Genomic DNA, 19,724 nt, shown 5'->3' on the forward strand with positions numbered 1-19,724 from the left:
CGCCCCCTTCACCGAAGTCTCGAAGGTCGTCAGCGTCTTCTCCACCGTCGCAGGACCCGTCGCCTCCGCTGCATCCGTCTACGCCTACGCACGGTAGACGACACCGCGGCTTGCCGGATCGACGGTTTTCCCGGAAACAGGCGGCCGTCCGGGGCGCGGCGCAGCGTTTCGTGCGCCGCCTGCCGGGAGGGGCGTTGATGCCGAGAAGGGGCCTGATGACGATCGGACGCGCTTTCCGGTTCGGCCCGAACCTGCCCGGCCCCTGCTTCCGCGGTGTCAGCGCCGCCGCACTTCTGTTCGCGATGTTGGCGGTGGGACCGGCCGCGGCCGACGTCGTGGTCGGCGTGGCGGTGCCGCGTTCGGGGGCCTACGTCTCCGTCGGCGAGCAGGTGCTGCGCGGGGTCGAGGCTGCGGCCCGCGACGCCAACGCCAAGGGCGGCCTCGACGGTCAGACCATTCACCTCGACGTCCAGGACGACGCCTGCGACTCGAACACCGCGACCGCCGTCGCCAACCATTTCGTGCGCTCGGACGTCGGCCTCGTGGTCGGCCACGTCTGCTCGAACGCGTCGCTCGCGGCGTCCGAGGTCTACAGCCAGAACGGCGTCACGATGATCACCGCGGCCTCGGTCTCGGCCAAGCTGACCGATCGCGGCCTGCCGACGATCTTCCGCGTCTGTGGGCGCGACGACGACCAGGCGCGCCTCTCGGCGATCGTGCTGGCCGAGCGGTTCCGCGACCGCAAGATCGCCCTCCTCCAGGACTTGACGCCTGCGGCGCGCGCGCTCGCCAACGCGACCAAGGACAACCTCAACCGGATCGGGATCAACGAGACGCTGCTGTCCGCCTTCTCACCGAGCGACGCCGACGACGCGGCTCTCGCCGACCGGCTGAAGGCCGCCGGCATCGAGGTCGCCTATTACGGCGGCGACGCCGTCGAGATGGGCCGTCTGGTTCGGATTTCGGCCGAGCGCGGCTTCCGGCCGCAATGGTTCGGCACCTCCGCCATCGCCACGCCGGACTTCGCCAAGATCGCTGGCGGGGCCAGCAACGGCGTGCTGATGACCTTCTACCTCGATCCAAGCCGCCAGCCGGCGGCGGCCGAGGTGGTCAAGGCGTTCAAGGCGGAGGGCGGCGAGCCGACGGGCTCGACGATCTACGGCTACGCCGCGCTCCAGGCTCTGGTGGCCGCCGGCAACTTTGCCCGGACGCAGGACCCGAGGCGCATCGCCGCGACGCTGCATGCCGAGCGCTTCGACCTCGTGCTCGGCACGGTCGGCTTCGACGGCAAGGGCGACGTCACCGCCCAGGGCTACGTGCTCTACGTCTGGAAGGACGGCGTCTTCACCCCGGCGCCGAAGTAGCCGATCGGCTCAGGCGGCCTCGGCCGCGTCGACCTCGGCTCCACGGCCGAGGCCGCGGAGGAGGTCGGCGAGGTGCGGGCGCACACCGAGCTGGAGCTTGTGTAGGCGCCGCACCGCCTCGTTCAGCGTTCCCTGGCGGTCGAGCATCCGGTCGGCGAAGCCGATCATCCGCGCGTTCGGCCAGGCCGGCTCGCGGATCGCGTGCAGGCGCCGCACGAGGGTTTCCGCCTCAACGGTCGGCTCCGCGTCGCTCATCAGGATCAGCAGCGCCGCGGTCGAGCGCGACAGGCCGTAATGGCAGTGGACGAGGAGATGCGCGGCGGGCCCCGCCTCGCGGTCGCGCCCGAAGGCCAGGATCTCAGCCACGTGGTCGGGCTCCGGCGGGACGAGGCCGTCGCCCGGGCCGAGGCAATCGTGGAAATAGAGGGTCGTGCGTCGGTGCGCCCCGTAGGCGGCGAAGCCCGCCGGCTCCGGCGTGCCCGGATCGAGCAGCGACAGCACGCGGTCGACGCCGCTCGCGCCGTGGCGGGCGAGCTCTTCGAGGCCGCAGACCGTGTGGAGGGTGATGGAAGCCGGTGTCACGATGGCACCGCCCTACCACGCGCTGCCCGCGGTTTCGAGACCAGCGCCGGACGTGTTAGGGCCGCGGGACCGCGACCGATGCCTTGAGGGAGGTGCCATGACGACCGTGAAGCGACGTGCGCTCCTCACCGCGGGGCTCGGTGCCGCGCTGTCGGCGCCTGCGCTCGCCGCCGCGCCGGCGCAGAACGGGTCGGAGGTCCGGTGGCGGTTGGCCTCCGCCTTCCCGAAGAACCTCGACATCCTGTTCGGGGCGTCCGAGGCCCTCGCCCGCATCGTCGGCGAGGCGACAGACGGGCGCTTCGCGATCCAGGTCACGGGCCCGGGCGAGCCGGTGACGGCCGACGGGCTGCTCGACGCCGTGGCGGCCGGGACGGTCGAGATGGGCCACGGGCCGGCGACCGTCGCGCCCGGCAAGGACCCGACCCTCGCGCTCGCGACTGCCCTCCCTTTCGGTCTGAACGCCCGTGGCCAGAACGCGTGGTGGCTCGCCGGCGGCGCCAACGACCTGTTCGCGGAGCTGTTCGCCAAGAACGGGCTCGCCAGCCTGCCCGGCGGCAACACCGGCGCCCAGATGGGCGGCTGGTTCCGGCGCGAGATCAAGACGGCGGCCGACCTCCAGGGGCTGAAGGTCCGCATCGGCGGCCTCGGCGCGCAGGTGCTGGCCAAGCTCGGCGCGGTGCCGCAGGCGGTCTCCGGCTCTGAGATCGCCGCCGCGCTCGAGGCCAAGCGCCTCGACGCCGCCGAGTGGATCGGCCCCTACGACGACGAGCGCCTCGGCCTTCAGAAGGCGGCGCCGATCTACCATTATCCCGGCTTCTGGGAGGGCGGCGCGATGCTGCACTTCTGGCTCAACGCCGAGACGTGGAAGGCCCTGCCCAAGCCCTATCGCGCGATCCTGCAGGCGGCGGCGGCCGAGGTCGCCGCCGACGTCCAGGCGAAGTACGACGCCCGCAACCCCGGCGCCCTCCGCCGGCTGGTGGCGACGGGCGCGCAGCTGCGCCCGTTCCCGCAGGATGTGATGGAGGCGGCGCTGAAGGCGGCCAACGACGTCTACGCCGAAATCGCCGCCAAGAACCCCGATTTCCGCCGGATCCACGAGGCGATGAAGACTTTCCGCAACGAGGAATACCTCTGGTTCCAGGTGGCGGAGTACACCTACGACAATTTCATGATCCGGGCGCGTGCGCGCGGATAAGGCCGGTGCCGCCGTCCCTGGTTTCGTGGCAGGGTCGCGGTTCTCCGATGCCCGTTCGCGACAGGGCCGAAGTGGTCGCGGGAACAGCACGCGATGATGCCCGATGACGATGCGGTCCAAAGCTCCGGTCAGCGCTCGGGCCAAGGCTCCGGGGACGAGGCCGTCGACGACGCGCAGGAGCGGCCCGAACGCTTCCTGATCGTCGGCGTCGGCGCGTCGGCCGGCGGGATCGAGGCGCTGGAAGGCTTCTTCCGCGGCATGCCGTCGATGCCGGGTCTCGGGATCGTCATCGTCACGCATCTCAGCCCCTGGCGCGAGAGCGTGCTGCACGAGATCGTCTCGCGCTTCACCGACATGCCGGTTGAGGTCGCGAGCGACGGCGTCGCGGTCGCGGAGAACCACGTCTACGTCCTGCCGGCCGACGCCGTCGTCGGCATCCGTGACGGGCTCCTCGTCCTGCGCCACCAGAGCGCCGAGCACCGCGAGCGTCACCCGGTCGACATCTTCCTCAGCGCGCTCGCCGCCGACCAGGGCGAGTATGCCGGCGGGGCCATCCTGTCGGGGGGCGACTCCGACGGCACGCTCGGCATCAAGGCGATCAAGGAGCACGGCGGCGTCACGTTGGCCCAGATTGCCAATGGCGACGGGCCGCAGCACCCGAGCATGCCCTCCAGCGCGATCGCGACCGGGTACGTCGATTTCGGCGTGCCCTCGCACGAGATGGGCGCGAAGCTCGTCGCCTACCGGGCGAGCCTGTCGATGACCGACACGATCCTGGCCGGCAACGAGGCCGGCCCGTCGCCCGACGAGCTGCGCGGGGAGATCTACGCGATCCTGCGCGCCCAAGTCGGGCACGACTTCGGCGGCTACAAGACCAAGACCTTCCTGCGCCGCGTCCAGCGCCGGATGCAGATCCTGCAGGTCGAGGTCGTCGCCACCTATGTCGAGCGGCTGCGTCGCGACCCGGTCGAGGTCTCGGCCCTGTTCCGCGACCTCCTGATCAACGTGACCACGTTCTTCCGCGACGCCGAGGCGTTCGCCATGCTCAGCGAACGCGTCATCCCGAAACTCTTCGAGGGGCGCGGCGCCGACCAGACCGTCCGGGTCTGGGTGCCGGGCTGCGCCACCGGCGAAGAGGTGTTCTCGCTGGCGATCCTGATGATCGAGCACATGGAGACGCTGACCGCGGCCTGCCGGGTACAGATCTTCGCCACCGACATCGACGAGCACGCCCTCGGCGTCGCGCGCGCCGGCCGCTATCCGGAGCAGCTGCTCGACGGCGTCTCGCCCGAGCGCCGGCGCCGCTTTTTCCTGCAGGACGGGGCGAGCTTCGTGCTGGCCAAGACCGTGCGCGACCTGTGCATCTTCTCGCCCCACAGCGTCATCCGCGATCCGCCCTTCTCGCGGCTCGACATGGTCTCGTGCCGGAACCTGCTGATCTATTTCGGGCTCAGCATCCAGAACCAGGTGCTGCCGACCTTCCACTACGCGCTGAGGCCCGGCGGCTTCCTGTTCCTCGGCATGTCGGAGAACCTGAGCCAGTTCGCCGACCTGTTTGCGCCGATCGACAAGAAGCACCGCATCTTCCGCAGCCGCGCCGACAACGCGACCGAGCCCCGCGTCCCCCTCGCTCTCAGCGGATTGCGCGCGATGTCCCATGGCAGAGACCTGAGACCGCGCCAGGGCGGCAACAGCTCCCTGGCGCTCCGCCATTCGGTCGAGATGCAGGTCCTGGAGCGGTTCACGCCGCCGCACGTCGCGGTGAACCGCCAGGGCGACGTGGTCTACTACTCGAACCGCACCGGCAAATATCTCGAGGCGGCGGCGGGACTTCCCACCCGTCAACTGCTGACGATGGCGCGCAAGGGGTTGAGGCTCGAGCTCCGGGCCGCGTTCCGCGAGTCTGTCGACACCAACGCCCAGGTGGTGCGCGAGGGGCTCGTCGTCGAAGGCGACGACGGCCGCGTCCAGATCGTCACCGTGACCATCGAACCCCTCGTCGCCCAGCGATCCGAGGAGCCGCTGTTCCTCGTGCTGTTCAGCGACGAAGGGCCCTCGATCAGCCGCGAGGCGGCGCAAAAGCGCTCGGTCTCCGCCCACGACGAGGTCGCGCTCCAGCTCGAGCGGGAGCTGCGCGAGACCCGCGAGCGGCTGCAATCGCTGATCGAGGAGTACGAGACCGCGCTGGAGGAGCTGAAATCGTCCAACGAGGAACTCGTGTCGGTCAACGAGGAGCTGCAATCCACTAACGAGGAGCTGGAGGCCTCGAAGGAGGAGCTGCAATCGGTCAACGAGGAACTCTACACCGTCAACGCCGAGCTGAACGGCAAGGTCGAGGCGCTGGATCGCGCCAACACCGACCTGCACAACCTCTTCGCCAGCACCGACATCGCGACGGTGTTCCTCGACGCCAAGCTCGTGATCCGCAGCTACACTCCCGCGGTCACCGAGATCTTCAACATCCTGCCGAGCGACCGCGGACGCCCGATCACCGACTTCGCCGGGCGGCTGACCCTGCCGAACCTGGCCGAGGACGTCGCCGCGATCATGCAGGGCAGCGACACGATCGAGCGGCAGATCGACCGGACGAAGGATTCCGCGCGCTTCCTCGTGCGGCTCGCGCCCTACCGAAACGGCGAGAACCGGATCGAGGGCGTCGTCGTCAGCTTCATGGACGTCACCGTGCTCGCCCGCGCCGAGATGAGCCAGCGCGTGCTGGTGGCGGAGTTGCAGCACCGGACCCGCAACCTCCTGGCCGTGGTCCAGTCGATCGCCCGGCAGACCCTGGGAACGGGGTCGGCGGTCGAGGCCTACTCTGAGCGGCTGAAGGCGCTCGGCCGGGTGCAGGGCCTGTTCGGCCGCTCCGACAGCGGCGCGGTCGACTTCGCCGAGCTGGTGCGGCTCGAGCTGCGCGCCCACGGAACCGAGGAGGGCAGCCGGATCACCATCGACGGGCCGGAGGTCGCCCTCGGCTTCGAGCACGTCCAGACCTTCGCCCTCGCGCTGCACGAGCTCGCGACCAACGCGATCAAGCACGGTGCCCTCGCACAGGCCGGCGCCCGCCTCGCCATCGCCTGGTCCCTGGAGGCGAACCCGGCCAGCGGCCGGCTGCTCGTGCTCGATTGGACCGAGAGCGGGGTCGCCATGCCGCCGGAGCCCGAGCGGCGCGGTTTCGGGCGCGACCTGATCGAGAAGGCGCTGAGCTACAGCCTGCGCGCTCAGGCATGGTTCGAGCTCGGGGCCGACGGCGTCCACTGCCGGATCGAGATGCCTCTATGAGTCGTGACCTCGGGCGGCTACACCTTCAGACGGCAATTGGCGCCGACCGCCGGGACGTCTCGGTCCTCAAGCATGGTTCGGCGCTCAGGTTCGAGACGGCATGAACAACCCCTTCATCCGGAAACTGGAGAACTTCACCCGTTTCTCCCAGGCGGAGCGCAAGGCGCTCGAGGACGCGACCGGGCAGAACGTGCGCCGCCTCGGCTCGCGCGAGGACATCGTCAACGAGGGCGACGAACCGCGCGCCGTCAATCTCGTCCTCGAAGGATGGGCCTGCCGCTACAAGCAGCTTCAGGACGGGCGCCGGCAGATCATCGCGTTCTTCCTGCCGGGCGACCTCTGCGACCCGCACATCTTCACACTGCGCCAGATGGACCACGCCGTCGCCTCGCTGACCCCGGTGACGCTGGCCCGGGTCACCCAGCCCACCATCGAGGGCCTGACGGAGAGCTCGACCCGCATCGCCGAGACGCTGTGGTGGGAGATGCTGCACAACGCGGCGGTCCAGCGCGAGTGGACGGTGAGCCTCGGCCAGCGCTCCGCCGTCGAGCGCCTCGCCCACCTGCTGTGCGAGCTGTACATGCGCCTGCGCGCGGTCGGCCTCACCGAGGGCACCGCCTACGACCTGCCGGTGACGCAGGCCGACCTCGCCGACACCCTCGGGCTGTCGAGCGTCCACGTGAACCGGACCATCCAGGAGCTGCGCGGCGCGGGCCAGATCACCTGGAAGGGCCGGCGCCTGACGATCCACGACCTGCCGGCGCTGATGGCGTTGGCCCTGTTCGACCCCAACTACCTCCACCTCGATCACGAGGGTGCGCATCTCGATGCGCAGTGAGATCCGTTTCGCGCCGGCCACTTTCGCGCGCCGCGCCGCCCGGCGTGGCGGCGATCCCTCCGTAGCGACGGCCGTCCGATGAGCGACGAAGGCCGGATCGCCGCGCTCGAAGCCGAGAACGCGGCCCTGCGCCGACGCCTCGTCGCCGCCGGCCTCGACCTGGATGCGTCGGCGTCGGCGTCGCCCGAGGTGGACGCGGTGCTGCACCGGACGCGCAACACCCTGGCGATGGTCCGCGCGATCATCCGCCGCTCGGCCGATGCGGATCGAAGCGCCGAGGATTGCATGATGCGCCTCGACGGCCGCCTCGGTGCGATCGCACGGGTGCAGAGCGCCGGCATCGCCGACCCGTCGGCCGGCCTCGACCTGCACTCGATCGTCGCCGATGCGCTGATGGCGTTGCTGGCCCGCGAGGGCGAGCGCGTCCACATCGTCGGGCCGAAGGTGCTGCTGGCCCCGCGTGTCGCCGAGGTGTTCGCGCTGGCCGCCCACGAGCTCGCCAGCAACGCGATGGAACACGGGGCGCTGACGGTCCCCGACGGCCGCATCGCCGTCACCTGGACTCTCGACTCGTGCGGGGATGCGCCGACCCTCTCGCTCGGCTGGACCGAGACCGGATTGCACGACTTGCCTGCCGAACCGGCGCCGCTCGGCTTCGGCACCGAGATGCTGACGCGCACCCTGCGCTACGAACTGGGCGCAGAGACCACCCTCGCCTACCGGCCGGACGGCCTGCGCTGCACGATCCGCTTCGCGCTGGCGCCGCGGCTCGGACGCGTCGTCGAGGCTCCGGCGGAGGACGGGGGCGACGCCTAGCAGGCTGCTGAAAAAGTCGGGCGAGGTAGAACAATCATCTCCGAATCACACCATTTGTTAGAGAATGGGGCGGTTCTCGCGTCTCGACGGTTCTCGATCGTGGGGGCTCGGCCCGCGAGTGCCTGCGGCAGGAGAACGTCTTTCTCCATCTCGGGACTTTTTCAGCAGCCTGCTAGAGCATTTTCGAGCGAGGTGGATGCCGGCTCGCGTGAAGGAAATGCAACCACACCCGGCTCGAGCATCGTCCGTGATCCAGAGATCATGGACGATGCTCCAGGCGCCGCCGACGGCGCTCAGGCCCCGAACAGGACGCGGGCGATCGTCCCCGGCTCGACCGGCTTCTTGCAATGGGCGACCGCAGCGTAGCGCGGCGGCACCATCGTCCGGTCGTAGCCGGTGGCGAAGACGAAGGGGACACCCCGCGCCGTCAGCGCGTCCGCCAGCGGGAAGACCATCTCGCCCTGCAGGTTGATGTCGAGCACGGCCCCGTCGAGGTCTGGCGCCTCGGCGAGCAACGCCAGCCCGTCGGCGACGGTCGCCGCCGGTCCCACCACTTCGGCGCCCTCCGCCTCGAAGCTGCGCGCCAGATCGGACACGATGAAGTAGTCGTCCTCCACGAGCAGGACGCGGCGCTTGGCCAGCGGTGCCGTCGACGTGGCGTCGCCCATTCGGTCCATCGATCTCAAGACGTTCCACGACCGCGCCCGTCGCGACGTTCATGGCATAGAATGCCAGGGAAAGCGGCCGCGGGCGAGCGGCGTGCGCGCAAGTCGCTCAGGGCGTGCGCTTGCGTAGGACGAAGTTGCCCGAGGCGAGGAATTTCTGGGCGCGCTTGCCGGTGTCGACCTCCGTCGTGAAGACGTTTCCCTTCGAATCGACGGCGAGGTTGTGGACCCAATGGAATTGCCCGGCTCCGCGGCCGTTGCGGCCGAAGGCGCCGAGGGTCTCGCCGGTGGCGCGCGACAGGGTTCGCACCTCGTTGTTCGCCCCGTCGGCGTTGAAGAGGAAGCTCTCGTCGGCATCGGGCCACAGCGCGAGCTCCCAGACCGTGCCGTCGGCGCGGGTCTTCGTCTCGACGAACATCTCCTTCGCGAAGCTGCCGTCCTTCCGGAACACCTGGATACGGTCGTCGGTGCGGTCGCAGACATAGACGAGCCCGTCGCGCGCGATCTTCACACAGTGCACCGGGTTGGCGAATTGCTGCGAGGGAGCTGCGGCCGGATCGTAGGCGGGTAGCTTGTCGTCGGTCGGCGGGCGGCCGTAGGCGCCCAACATCCGCTTGAACGCCCCGGTCTCGGAATCGAACACGATGATTCGGTGATTGTAGTAGCCGTCGGCGACGTCGACTTCGTTGGCGGCGTCGAAGTCGACGTTGGCGGGCCTGCCGAGGCGGCTCGTGTCGCGGCTGTCGGTCTGCGGGCCGGACTTGCCGATCTGCATCACGAACCGCCCGTCGGCCGTGAACTTGAGCAGCTGCCCGTCGTTCGCGCCGTTGCCGGCGATCCAGACGGAGCCCTTCGGGTCGACCTGGATGCCGTGCTCGTTCTCGGGCCAGTCGTAGCCCTGCCCCGGGCCGCCCCAGGAGCGCAGCACCGTGCCGGCCTGATCGAATTCGCGCACCGGGGGCGCCGGCTTGCAGCATTTCGTCCGCGGCGGATCGAGGCTCGCCGCCTTCTCGTCGTCGGTGAGCGTCCGCGGGCGCTGGATCACCCAGACGTGGTCGTCGGCGTCCACCGCGACGCCGGATGCCTGACCCATGATCCAGTTGTTCGGGAGTGGCTTCGGCCAAGCCGGATCGACCTGGAAAGTCGGCACCTCGGCCGCTTCTCCGAGACCGACGGGGATCGCGGCCTATACGAACCCGATCGCCAGCGCTCCAGCGAGCCTGCGCAGGATGTCGTCCTCCCGGCGGCGCTTCTGCGCCTTCCAGACGATCTTAGGCTCGCCTCGATGCGCGGCCAGGGCACGGGGGCGGCAAAGCCGCGCCGACGGTGACAGATCGCGGGAAACGGTTCGAGGCGACGCGGGAAGGGGCGCACCAAGAAAAAAGGCCACTCCCGAAGGAGCGGCCCGAAGTCTAGGGAGGAAACGCCCAAGAAGGGCAGCAGGACCGCGACGCCATCGCTGTCCCGCGTTGCACAATCTGATCCTCCCTCGCCGAAATACAAGGGGGTTCGGTCAGTGACCCTGTCGTTTCTCGGCCCGACCTGCAGCTCGGTCGAAGCATGTGTTGAAAATGTCGCAGACGGGTTCGATCAATCTTCGGCCGTCCTTGGTGTCGTCCTTGAGCGACAAATGCATGCAAATGACTGATCGAAAACAGGTTTCGTCCACCGATGCGGCCCTGTGCTATGGCCCGGATTTCAGCCCCTCCCGCATTGGTGCGCGCGGGACGATCGCGATCTCCGCTCTAGCTGAGCCGGTACGGTTCCGGGCCGTGGACCGGGTTGGGGACGACGCGAGACGATGGCGATTCACGAAAAGCGCTTCCGGGTCCTGAACGATGTCGCACCGCGGAAGGGCGGCGCTTACGTCTTGTACCTGCTGCAGCAGGCCAACCGCGCGCATCACAACCCGGCGCTGGAATACGCGATCGAGGAAGGCAACCGCCTCGGGCTACCGGTGGTCGCCTGCTTCGGGCTGCTCGACGGCGCCAACGGGTTTCCCGAGGCCAACGCCCGGCACTACGCCTTCCTGCTCCAGGGGCTCGCCGACGCGAAGGCGGGACTGGAGAAGCGCGGCGTCGGCTTCGTCATGCGCAAGGCTTCGCCCGCCGAGATCGCGATCGACCTCGGCCGCGAGGCCGCCCTCCTCGTGCTTGATCGCGGCTACCTCGCGATCCAGAAAAGCTGGTACGGCGAGATCGCGAAGGCCGTCGAGACCCGCGTCGTGCAGGTCGAGGGCGATGTGGTGGTCCCGGTGGAGACCGCTTCCTCCAAGCACGAGTTTGCCGCGCGCACGCTGCGCCCAAAGCTGCACAAGCTGTGGGCCGATTTCGTGGAGCCGCTCGCGGCCCGCAAGGTCGAGCATAAAGCCGACGGCCTGAAGCTCCCGAGTGAGATCGATCCGTCCGACCCGATGAAGGTCCTGGCCGGGATGACCCTCGACACCGACGTCGGGCCGGTGAAGCGCTTCGTCGGGGGCGAGACGCAGGCGCGCAAGCGCCTGAAGGCGTTCCTCAAGGACGGGCTGTCCGGCTACGGCAACGGCCGCAACCGGCCGGAGGCGGCGGCAGCTTCGCACATGAGCCCCTACCTGCATTTCGGCCAGATCTCGCCCGTCGAGATCGCGCTCGCCGTGCGCGCGGCGAAGGACGGCGACGACGACGACCGCGGCGCCTACCTCGAGGAACTGGTCGTCCGGCGCGAGCTGGCCTCGAACCACGTCTTCTACACCGAGGGCTACGACCACTACGCCAAGGCGGTGCCCGACTGGGCGCAGAAGACGCTGGCCGAGCACGCGGAGGATCCGCGGCCCTACAGCTACACCGAGGCGCAGCTCGCGGCCGGCGAGACCCACGACCGTTACTGGAATGTAGCGCAGGCGGAGATGCGGGTGACCGGGTACATGCACAACCAGTTGCGCATGTATTGGGGCAAGAAGATCCTCGAGTGGTCGCCGTCGCCGAAGGTCGGCTTCGAGCGGACCCTGCGGATCAACAACCGGTACTTCCTCGACGGGCGCGACGCGAACTCGTTCACCAACGTCGCCTGGGTCTACGGCCTGCACGACCGGCCGTGGGCGCGGCGCAAGGTGTTCGGCACCGTGCGCTACCAGAGCGAGAACTCGCTCAAGAAGTTCGACGCCAAATCCTACGTGAAGGCCGTCGAGACCCTGTGCGCGGCGGAGAAATAGCCGTCGCGCCCCTCGCGGCCTGGCCCGCTCCTCGCTAAGGCAGGGCGGCCGACGCAAACCTCGCCCCAGGCAGGCTTGCCGAGGCGAGCGTGTTCCGTCGGTGTCGAGTCCTCGCGCAATGCCGCCCCGTTTCCGCACCCGCGCCTCGATCGCGCGCCTGCGCCGCGTCTCCATCGGCGCCTACCCGCTCTGGCGCGGGCGGTTGCTGTTCCTGTTCGGCGGCATCTGCGTCGGCCTCGCCGCCGTCCTGATGGCGCGCTGCGCCGACGCGGCGCAGGTCGGCTTCAAGGCGCTGGTCGGCGTCTCGCCGCTGGTCGCCCTCGTGGCGACGCCCGCGGGCTTCGCGCTGGCGGCCCTGCTGGCGCGGACCGTCTTCCCGAACTCGCAAGGCTCGGGCATCCCGCAGGTGATCGCCGCGCGCCACACCCGCGATCCGGCCTTTCGCCACCGCCTGATCTCGCTGCGCGTCGCCTTCGGCAAGATCGTGGTGATGACCTTGGGCCTCGCCTGCGGCGCCTCGTCGGGCCGCGAGGGGCCGACGGTGCAGGTCGGCGCCGCGATCATGGCCGCCGTCGGCCGCCTCACCCCGGATCGGCTGCCCGGCCTGATCCTCGCCGGCGGCGCGGCCGGGGTCGCGGCCGCCTTCAACACGCCTCTGGCCGGCATCGTCTTCGGGATCGAGGAGCTCGGCCGGGCCTACGAGCCGCGCTCGTCCGGCCTAATCGTCGCCGGGATCGTCGCCGCCGGCCTCACCTCGCTCTGGCTCGTCGGCAACTACACCTATTTCGGAACCAGCGACGTGACGCTGCCGCTCGGCAAGGGCTGGCTCGTTGTGGTCGTCCTCGGCGCGGCGGGGGGCTTTGCCGGCGGCGTGTTCAGCCGTCTCGTGATCCTGTTCGCGCGCGGGCTCCCGGGCCGGGGCGGACGCTGGATCGCCCGGCATCCGATCGCCTTCGCGGGGCTGTGCGGCCTCGGCGTCGCGCTCGCGGGGCTCGCCTCGGGCGGATCGGTCTACGGCACCGGCTACGAGGAAGCGAAAGCGCTGCTGCACGGCGATTCGGCAGCCCGGCTCGACTTCGCGCCGCTGAAATTCTGCGCCACCGCGCTCTCGGCGATCAGCGGCATCCCCGGCGGTCTGTTCGCGCCCTCGCTCGCGGTGGGCGCCGGCCTCGGGGGCATGCTTCAAGACGTGTTCCCGCACGTGCCGATCGGCGCGCTGGTGCTGACCGGGATGGTCGCCTACCTCGCCGGCGTGCTGCAGGCGCCGATCACCGCCTTCGTCATCGTCACCGAGATGACCCAGGACCACGCGATGATGATCCCGCTGATGATCGCGGCGGTGCTGGCCGACGCCGCCTCGAAGACCGTCTGCCGCACCGGCCTCTACCACACGCTGGCCGAGATCATGCTCGCCCGCGCCGCGCCGGCGCAGGACGAGGCCGAAATTCCGGGCGCGTCCGCGCGGGTCGGCGGGAACGGTTGAGCTTGGGCCGCATTGATCGGACGCTTTCCACGCCGGCCGTTCGCCGGTTCGATCCGGAGTTTTCGGCATGACCCTTCTGAAATGGGCCCTCATCTGCTTCGTCGTCTCGGTCATCGCCGGCGGCCTCGGCTTCACCGGCATCGCCTCGGGCGCCGGCTCGCTCGCCCGGATCCTGTTCGGCATCTTCCTGGTGATCGCGATCGTCATCGTCGTCATCGCCTTCGCCGTCGGTCAGGCGGTGTTCTAGGGCGCGCCACGTGGCGTCGGGCCTGAGCCGGGGCGCCCCCCCGGCGAAGCGCACGTGTCTGGTCACCGGCGCCACCTCCGGGATCGGCTACGAGACCGCCCTGGGGCTGGCCAAGGCCGGCGCCCGGGTCGGGATCGTCGGCCGTGACCCTGGCAAGGTCGCGGCGACGGCGGCCGCGCTCACCGCGGCCGTGCCGGGCGCCGCGATCGACCGCTTCGTCGCCGACCTTTCGTCGCAGGCGGAAATCAGGCATCTAGCCGGCGAAGTCCGCGCGGCCTATCCCCGCCTCGACGTGCTGGTGAACAACGCCGGGGCGATCTTCGACCGGCGCGAGACCACCGTGGATGGCTTCGAGCGGACCTGGGCCCTCGACCATCTCGGCTACGTCCTCTTCACCCTCGAGCTTCTCGACCTGCTCAAGGCCTCCGGCCGGCCGGGCGCCGCCGCCCGCATCGTCAACGTGGCCTCGGCCGCGCACACCCGCGGCCGCATCGCCTTCGACGACCTCCAGGCCGAGCGGTCCTACGGCGCGATGCGCGCGTATTCGCAGGCCAAGCTCGGCAACGTGCTGTTCACCTACGCGCTCGCCCGCCGCCTCGCCGGCGCGCCCGTGACAGTGAACGCCCTGCATCCCGGCGTGATCGACACGGGCTTTGCCAAGAACACCGGCGGCGCGTTCGGCCTCGCCTGGAACCTGATCCGTCCGTTCCTCAGCACCCCTGCCGCCGGCGCGGCGACGACGCTGCACCTTGCGACCGCGACCGCGGCCGAGGGGGTGAGCGGGCGCTACTTCGCGCGTAGCCGCGAGAAGACCTCGTCGCGCTACAGCCGGGACGAGGCGGTGCAGGAGCGGACTTGGGCGATCAGCCTGGAGCAGGTCGGGCAGGCACCGATCGAGGCGTGGACATGAACGCCTGGGAACCGTGCCCGAACGTTCGAGAAGCGCGGACAGGAGCGTCCAACCGTTTGCTTTGGGGCAGGCGGTCCGCTCCCGACCGAACTCCGTCGTGGAAGCGACTCGTTAGACCAGACCTCGATGAGCCCGACTCATCGAGGTCTGGCCCCCGCGACTGCGGGGCGGCGGCAATCCGCCGGACCTCATGGGTTCCTACCCATGAGACTTGGTATTCGACCGGCCGAAAGCGGGTGTCGGTCGGCGTCGCCGCGTTGGTCTGTCGCTCCGAACCGCCCGCTTCTCTGTGGAGTTCGGCTGGCCGACTCGGTCGCGGAGGGCGACAGGCCAGCCTCAGGCCAGCTTAGGGCGGAAGGGAAGAACGAGACCTTCCGGACGCAAGCTCGTCATGAGGGTCCGCGCGAGTTCCGACTGTCCGAACGGCTTGGTCAATCGCGGGACCGGAACCAGGCCGTTCTGAGGCAGCTCGGCGTAGCCGCTTGCAAGGATCGCGACCATGTCCGGATACTCGGCCCAGATCGCGTCGATCAGCTGCGTCCCGGTCATACCGGGCATCATCTGATCCGTGATGACAAGATCGATGGTCTCCCTCGACCGACGCAGGATGCGCAGAGCCTGCTCCCCGGAGACCGCCTCGACGACCGTGTGCCCGAGATCTTCGAGCATCGCCGCCGTGTTCATCAGCACCAGAGCATCGTCGTCGACGACCAGGACCGTGACCGGGTCGAGCTTCGGAAGTTCCGGCTCGGCCTGTCGGTCGGGTTGGATCGCTTTGCTCATGTCGGCCTCGGGCAACCAGAGCTCAGCCGTCGTGCCCTGGCCCTTGACGCTCTTGAGGAGCAAACGGCCGCCCGACTGCTCGGCGAAGCCGTGGGCCATCGAGAGGCCGAGCCCGGTGCCTTTGCCGACGCCCTTGGTGGTGAAGAACGGCTCCGCCGCCTTCGCCAAAGTCTCCGCATCCATGCCTTCGCCGGTGTCGATCACGGACAGGCAAACGTAGTTGCCCGGCTTCAGGCCTTGGACGTCCTCGGCCGAAACTTTGGCCTCGCGGGCGACCAGCGTGATCGTGCCTCCGGCCGGTGTGGCGTCGCGTGCGTTCACGCAGAGGTTCAGGACGACCAGTTCGAGTTGGTTGGCGTCTGCCAGAACGTGCGGAAGCTGCAGTGGGAACTGCATAATCACCGGGATGTTCAAGCCGATCGACCGCTGCAGCATGTCGCCCATGCCGCGGATGAGGTCCGGCACGTCGACGGGCGTCGTAGACAACTCCTGCCGCCGCGCGAACGCAAGCATGCGCTTGGTCAGGGTCGCGCCACGATGGGCGGCCTGGATCGAGTTGTCGATCAGCTGCCGGAGCTTTGGGTCGGGCGGCAGGCGCTTGCGGGCAAGCTCCAGGTTGCCGAGAACCACCGCGAGCAGGTTGTTGAAGTCGTGGGCCACCCCTCCGGTGAGCTGCCCGACCGCCTCCATCTTCTGAGATTGGATGAAGCGTGCACGAGTCTCTTCGAGCGCCTGCTGCGCGTCGCGTCGCTCGGTGATGTCACGTGTGATCTTGGCGAAGCCGATGAGTTCGCCGTGGTCACCCCGGATGGCGTCGATCACGACGTTGGCCCAAAAGCGTGAGCCGTCCTTGCGGATGCGCCAGCCTTCGGCTTCGAACCGGCCTTCTTTCGTGGCCGTCGCCAGCGCCGTTCCCGGCAGATCGGTCGCCCGGTCCTCGTCGGTGTAGAACCGCGAGAAATGCTCGCCGATGATCTCCGCGTCGGAGTAGCCCTTGAAGCGCTGGGCGCCCTTGTTCCAGCTGGTCACCCGCCCAGTCGGATCGAGCATGTAGATGGCATAGTCGCGCACGCCTTGAACCAGCAGGCGGAAGCGCTGCTCGCTCTGTCGCAAGGCGGCCTTCGTGGCCTGCTGCTCGGTGAGATCGCGGGTCACCTTGGCGAACCCGAGCAGCGTGCCGTCCTCGGTGCGGATCGGGTCGATAAGAACGTGCGCCCACATCAGGCTGCCATCCTTTCGAACGCGCCAGCCCTCCTGCTCGAAGCGGCCTTCGGTCTCGGCGATCATCAGAGCCCGCGCTGGAAGGTCCGTCGCCCTGTCCCCGACCGTATAGAACCGGGAAAAATGCTGTCCGACGATCTCGTGGTCGGTGTAGCCCTTGAAGCGCTGTGCGCCCTTGTTCCAGCTTGTGACCACGCCTGCCGGGTCGAGCATGTAGATCGCGTAGTCGATGATGCCCTCGACGAGGATCCGGTAGCGATCCTCGCGGGTCAGTCTCGGCGTGGCGGCCTCTTCGATGTCCATGCGGCGGTCCAGAGCTCATTTGGGCCGGGACCCGGCTTCGAGGGCCGCGTGCAGGTTGGTGGCGGAGCGGCCCTGGGCACGATGGGGTGACAGTCGCCCGAACCTAGAACGCCCGTCCCGGACGCTCGTATCCTTCGATCAGGGTGAAAAGCCCCGCGAGCCATGCGGTCACCAGACCGCCGACCTTCGTGTTGTGCCGACGTGCTCCATTCGCAGGGGGCGTTTTCCGAATGGTCGATCGACAGAAGACCATCGCAAACCAACCCATATCGGCCGCCGGTCTCTGGTTCATCAAGCGATCTGCAAGCGGACATTCCCAGGGTCCGCGATGGGTCGAACGCGGGTTCATGACCTGGGTACCACCCGTCGGGTTTCGACCACGAGAAACCTCGCGCGTCCAATGCTGGCGGTCCCTGCGGAAGGGCGGTTTCGAGTTTCGCGCCTTCGCGGCGCGGGCTCGCCTGGAACCACCTCCGCGTCGATCCAGCGGGAGGTGGTCCCGGCGCTCAGCCGCCGACGGCGGCGGCCTTCTCGCGCCCCGCGACTCGTTCGGAACTTGCGCGCGCCTGAGCCTCGATGAACACCCGCGTCACGTCCGGCACGCGTGCCCTCAGCTCGCGGTCGAGGCGCGTCGAGATCCGCTCGACCTCGCCCGCGGTGAGGTCGTCGGCCAGGTCGAGGCTCACGTTCACGAGGATGTCCGTCGGCCCGAGGTGCTGGGTCAGCACCTCGTTGACGTGGTTCACCCCGGGCTCGGCGCCGACGACCTCCTGGATCGCTGCGACGACCTCCGGGTCGGCGGCCTCGCCGATCAGCAGGCCGTGGGTCTCGATCATCAGGAAGATCGCCATCCCGACGAGCACGAGCCCGATGCCGATCGAGGACCAGCCGTCGAGCGCGGGCATGTCGAGGAGGTCGGCCAGTACCACGCCGGTGAGCGCGATGACGAGGCCGATCAGCGCCGCCACGTCCTCCACGAGGATCGTGAACAGGGCCGGGTCCTTGCTGCGCCGGATCGCGCTCAAGGGCGAGCGGTCGCCCTTCTCGGCCCAGAACGCCCGCATCGCGACGAAGCAGGAATAGCCCTCGGCCGCGACGGAGAAGCCGAGAATGGCGACGTTCACCCAGAAGCCCGGCAGCGCGTAGCCGAACAGGCTCGCGTCGGCGGCGGGCTCCGGATGCCGGATCTTGTGGGCACCCTCGTAGATCGCGAAGATGCCGCCGCCGAGGAAGATCAGCAGCGCGACGATGAAGGCGTAGAAGTAGACCTCGCGGCCGTAGCCGAACGGGTGCCTTGCGTCCGCCGGCTTCTTCGCGCGCTTCAGGCCGACGAGCAGCAGGATCTGGTTGGCGGTGTCCACCACCGAGTGTGCGCCCTCGGCCAGCATCGCGGAGGAGCCGGTGACGGTGGCGCCCACGAACTTCGCCAGGGCGATGGCGAGGTTGGCGCCGGCGGCGGTGTAGATGGCGCCGGTGCTCTCATGTGCCATGCGCGGGCGTTCCTGTTCGATCTGGGGGGCGGATCGCAGCCGGGCCGCGGCGATCCGAGCCTAAGCGCCGGCGCCGCCGACGGGTTCCGCGCGCGTGGACGCGGCGGCGGCGCCGGTGCATCCTGGCGGCCGCAACCACGGGTACCCTGCATGACGGACACGGCCTACGACCCCGACAACATCTTCGCGAAGATCCTGCGCGGCGAGATCCCCGCGCACCGGGTCTACGAGGATGCCGACACCCTGGCCTTCATGGACGTGATGCCTCAGGGGCCGGGGCACACGCTGGTGATTCCGAAGGCGCCCGCGCGCGGCCTGCTCGACGCCGATCCGGCCTCGCTCGCGGCGTTGGCGGCCAGCGTGCAGCGGGTCGCGCGGGCGGTGAAGGCCGCGTTCGAAGCGGACGGGCTCACGGTGTTCCAGTTCAATGAGGCGGCCGGGGGGCAGACGGTGTTCCACCTGCACGTCCACGTCGTACCCCGGTTCGACGGGGTGCCGCTCCAGCGCCACGAGGGCGGGATGGCCGACCCGACGGTGCTCGCAGGTCACGCGGAGCGCATCCGCGCCGCCCTCGAGGTCTGACGGCTCAGGCGGCCGTCGCCGCGCCGGTTTGCGCCATCCCGGTCAGCAGCCGGCGCAGGGTCGCGTTCTCGGCCTCGAGTTCGGTGATCCGACGCAGCAGCACCGTGACGGAGTTGTCCTCCGTCGCCGGCTCGGCCGCCGCCGTCGGCGCCGCGACGGAAGCGGGCTTGGCCGCCTCGTCGGCGAAGGTGATCCCGACGCCGTCGGCGCGGCGCCAGCGCAGGGTCGAGCGGTAGGTCCGGTCCTTCTGGGGGATGTAGAGGTCGAACACCTCGGGCAACGTCGAGCTTTCGCTGAGGGCCAGCCGCGCCCCCGAGGAGGAGAAGTCGCGCACGAGGCAATCCATGCTCGAGGCACCGTTGTTGAACACGATGCGGCCCTTCAGGAACACCCTTTGGCGGGTCTCGTTGCGGTGTTCCGAAGACATGAACAGGGCCCCAGGCTCGAAGACGATAGGCCGATCATCCCACGTCGCCCCTTAAGGAATGCTCGCCGCGACCTTCGACTTACGGCCCTAAGCCTACAAAAAGCGCCGGTCGACGGTCTGGAACAGGTAGAATCCGTTGAAGCGCACGCCGGTCTCCGCGGCCCGGCCGTCGAAGTCGAGGGGGATGTCGGACCGGTCGTCGAGCTTGCCGCCGAAGGTCCAGCGGCCGCCACCGAGGAAGCGCGGCACGCGGCTCGACTCCGGCACGGCGCAGCACAGACCCTCGACGCTCTTCAGGCGGAACAGGTTGTAGCTCTGCATGGGCGCATCCTCCCCTCGGCCGACCCCT

The 19,724-nt window shown here is 69.3% G+C and carries 17 protein-coding genes; 10 read left to right on the top strand and 7 right to left on the bottom strand.

Translation table 11 applies throughout. The annotated features are described in order from the left end of the window. Positions 1-215 precede the first annotated feature (215 nt). A complete protein-coding gene (locus MFF13_RS14830) occupies positions 216-1,364 on the top strand; it encodes a branched-chain amino acid ABC transporter substrate-binding protein (protein WP_373322546.1) in 1,149 nt (382 codons plus the stop codon). A gap of 9 nt (positions 1,365-1,373) precedes the next feature. Here the strand turns inward: MFF13_RS14830 and MFF13_RS14835 are convergent, their stop codons facing one another. After that, complete coding sequence (locus MFF13_RS14835) at positions 1,374-1,946, bottom strand: tyrosine phosphatase family protein (RefSeq protein WP_147828602.1); 573 nt, start codon at positions 1,944-1,946, stop codon at positions 1,374-1,376. A 97-nt stretch (positions 1,947-2,043) separates the two neighbouring features. Between MFF13_RS14835 and MFF13_RS14840 the strand changes: the two genes are divergently transcribed. The 4 genes from MFF13_RS14840 to MFF13_RS14855 all read left to right on the top strand — a co-directional run bounded on the left by MFF13_RS14840 (position 2,044) and on the right by MFF13_RS14855 (position 8,074). Further along, positions 2,044-3,141, top strand: a complete 1,098-nt coding sequence (locus MFF13_RS14840) for a TRAP transporter substrate-binding protein (protein WP_147828603.1) — start codon at positions 2,044-2,046, stop codon at positions 3,139-3,141. 93 nt (positions 3,142-3,234) lie between these two features. Next, entirely contained in the window at positions 3,235-6,420 is a 3,186-nt protein-coding gene (locus MFF13_RS14845) for a CheR family methyltransferase (protein ID WP_238272445.1), read from the top strand. 100 nt (positions 6,421-6,520) lie between these two features. After that, a complete protein-coding gene (locus tag MFF13_RS14850; protein WP_238272446.1) occupies positions 6,521-7,258 on the top strand; it encodes a Crp/Fnr family transcriptional regulator in 738 nt (245 codons plus the stop codon). Between the two features lie 78 nt (positions 7,259-7,336). Then, on the top strand, positions 7,337-8,074 hold the full coding sequence (locus tag MFF13_RS14855; RefSeq protein WP_147828605.1) for a sensor histidine kinase: 738 nt from the start codon (positions 7,337-7,339) through the stop codon (positions 8,072-8,074). Positions 8,075-8,367: 293 nt separating this feature from the next. Here MFF13_RS14855 and MFF13_RS14860 read toward each other — a convergent pair whose 3' ends face one another. Together MFF13_RS14860 and MFF13_RS14865 are read right to left on the bottom strand one after the other, a co-directional pair. Beyond that, positions 8,368-8,742, bottom strand: coding sequence for a response regulator (locus tag MFF13_RS14860; RefSeq protein ID WP_238272447.1), 375 nt, complete (start codon positions 8,740-8,742; stop codon positions 8,368-8,370). A 106-nt stretch (positions 8,743-8,848) separates the two neighbouring features. Further along, complete coding sequence (locus tag MFF13_RS14865; protein WP_147828606.1) at positions 8,849-9,919, bottom strand: NHL repeat-containing protein; 1,071 nt, start codon at positions 9,917-9,919, stop codon at positions 8,849-8,851. Between the two features lie 621 nt (positions 9,920-10,540). Here MFF13_RS14865 and MFF13_RS14870 point away from each other — a divergent pair. From MFF13_RS14870 to MFF13_RS14885, 4 genes are all read left to right on the top strand, one after another. Next, positions 10,541-11,929 carry a deoxyribodipyrimidine photo-lyase gene (locus MFF13_RS14870; protein ID WP_238272448.1) on the top strand — a complete coding sequence of 463 codons (1,389 nt, stop codon included), beginning with the start codon at positions 10,541-10,543 and terminating at the stop codon, positions 11,927-11,929. Between the two features lie 118 nt (positions 11,930-12,047). Beyond that, positions 12,048-13,412, top strand: a complete 1,365-nt coding sequence (locus tag MFF13_RS14875) for a chloride channel protein (protein WP_147828608.1) — start codon at positions 12,048-12,050, stop codon at positions 13,410-13,412. Positions 13,413-13,479: 67 nt separating this feature from the next. Further along, entirely contained in the window at positions 13,480-13,659 is a 180-nt protein-coding gene (locus MFF13_RS14880) for a DUF1328 domain-containing protein (protein ID WP_147752961.1), read from the top strand. A gap of 10 nt (positions 13,660-13,669) precedes the next feature. After that, on the top strand, positions 13,670-14,569 hold the full coding sequence (locus MFF13_RS14885) for an SDR family NAD(P)-dependent oxidoreductase (RefSeq protein WP_238272449.1): 900 nt from the start codon (positions 13,670-13,672) through the stop codon (positions 14,567-14,569). A gap of 336 nt (positions 14,570-14,905) precedes the next feature. On the opposite strand, the gene MFF13_RS14890 is transcribed toward MFF13_RS14885, so the two are convergent. Both MFF13_RS14890 and MFF13_RS14895 read right to left on the bottom strand, forming a co-directional pair. Next, positions 14,906-16,876 (bottom strand): hybrid sensor histidine kinase/response regulator, encoded by a 1,971-nt coding sequence (locus tag MFF13_RS14890; RefSeq protein ID WP_238272450.1) that lies wholly within the window; start codon positions 16,874-16,876, stop codon positions 14,906-14,908. Positions 16,877-17,382: 506 nt separating this feature from the next. Beyond that, complete coding sequence (locus MFF13_RS14895) at positions 17,383-18,366, bottom strand: cation diffusion facilitator family transporter (protein WP_238272451.1); 984 nt, start codon at positions 18,364-18,366, stop codon at positions 17,383-17,385. A 150-nt stretch (positions 18,367-18,516) separates the two neighbouring features. On the opposite strand from MFF13_RS14895, the gene MFF13_RS14900 reads away from it, so the two are divergent. Beyond that, entirely contained in the window at positions 18,517-18,948 is a 432-nt protein-coding gene (locus MFF13_RS14900; protein ID WP_147763644.1) for an HIT family protein, read from the top strand. Between the two features lie 4 nt (positions 18,949-18,952). Here MFF13_RS14900 and MFF13_RS14905 read toward each other — a convergent pair whose 3' ends face one another. Both MFF13_RS14905 and MFF13_RS14910 read right to left on the bottom strand, forming a co-directional pair. Then, positions 18,953-19,375 carry a PilZ domain-containing protein gene (locus MFF13_RS14905; RefSeq protein WP_147828611.1) on the bottom strand — a complete coding sequence of 141 codons (423 nt, stop codon included), beginning with the start codon at positions 19,373-19,375 and terminating at the stop codon, positions 18,953-18,955. A gap of 93 nt (positions 19,376-19,468) precedes the next feature. Next, positions 19,469-19,696, bottom strand: a complete 228-nt coding sequence (locus MFF13_RS14910; RefSeq protein ID WP_147812966.1) for a hypothetical protein — start codon at positions 19,694-19,696, stop codon at positions 19,469-19,471. Positions 19,697-19,724: the final 28 nt, after the last annotated feature.

It is taken from the genome of Methylobacterium cerastii (genome assembly GCF_022179125.1).
GTDB lineage: Bacteria > Pseudomonadota > Alphaproteobacteria > Rhizobiales > Beijerinckiaceae > Methylobacterium > Methylobacterium cerastii.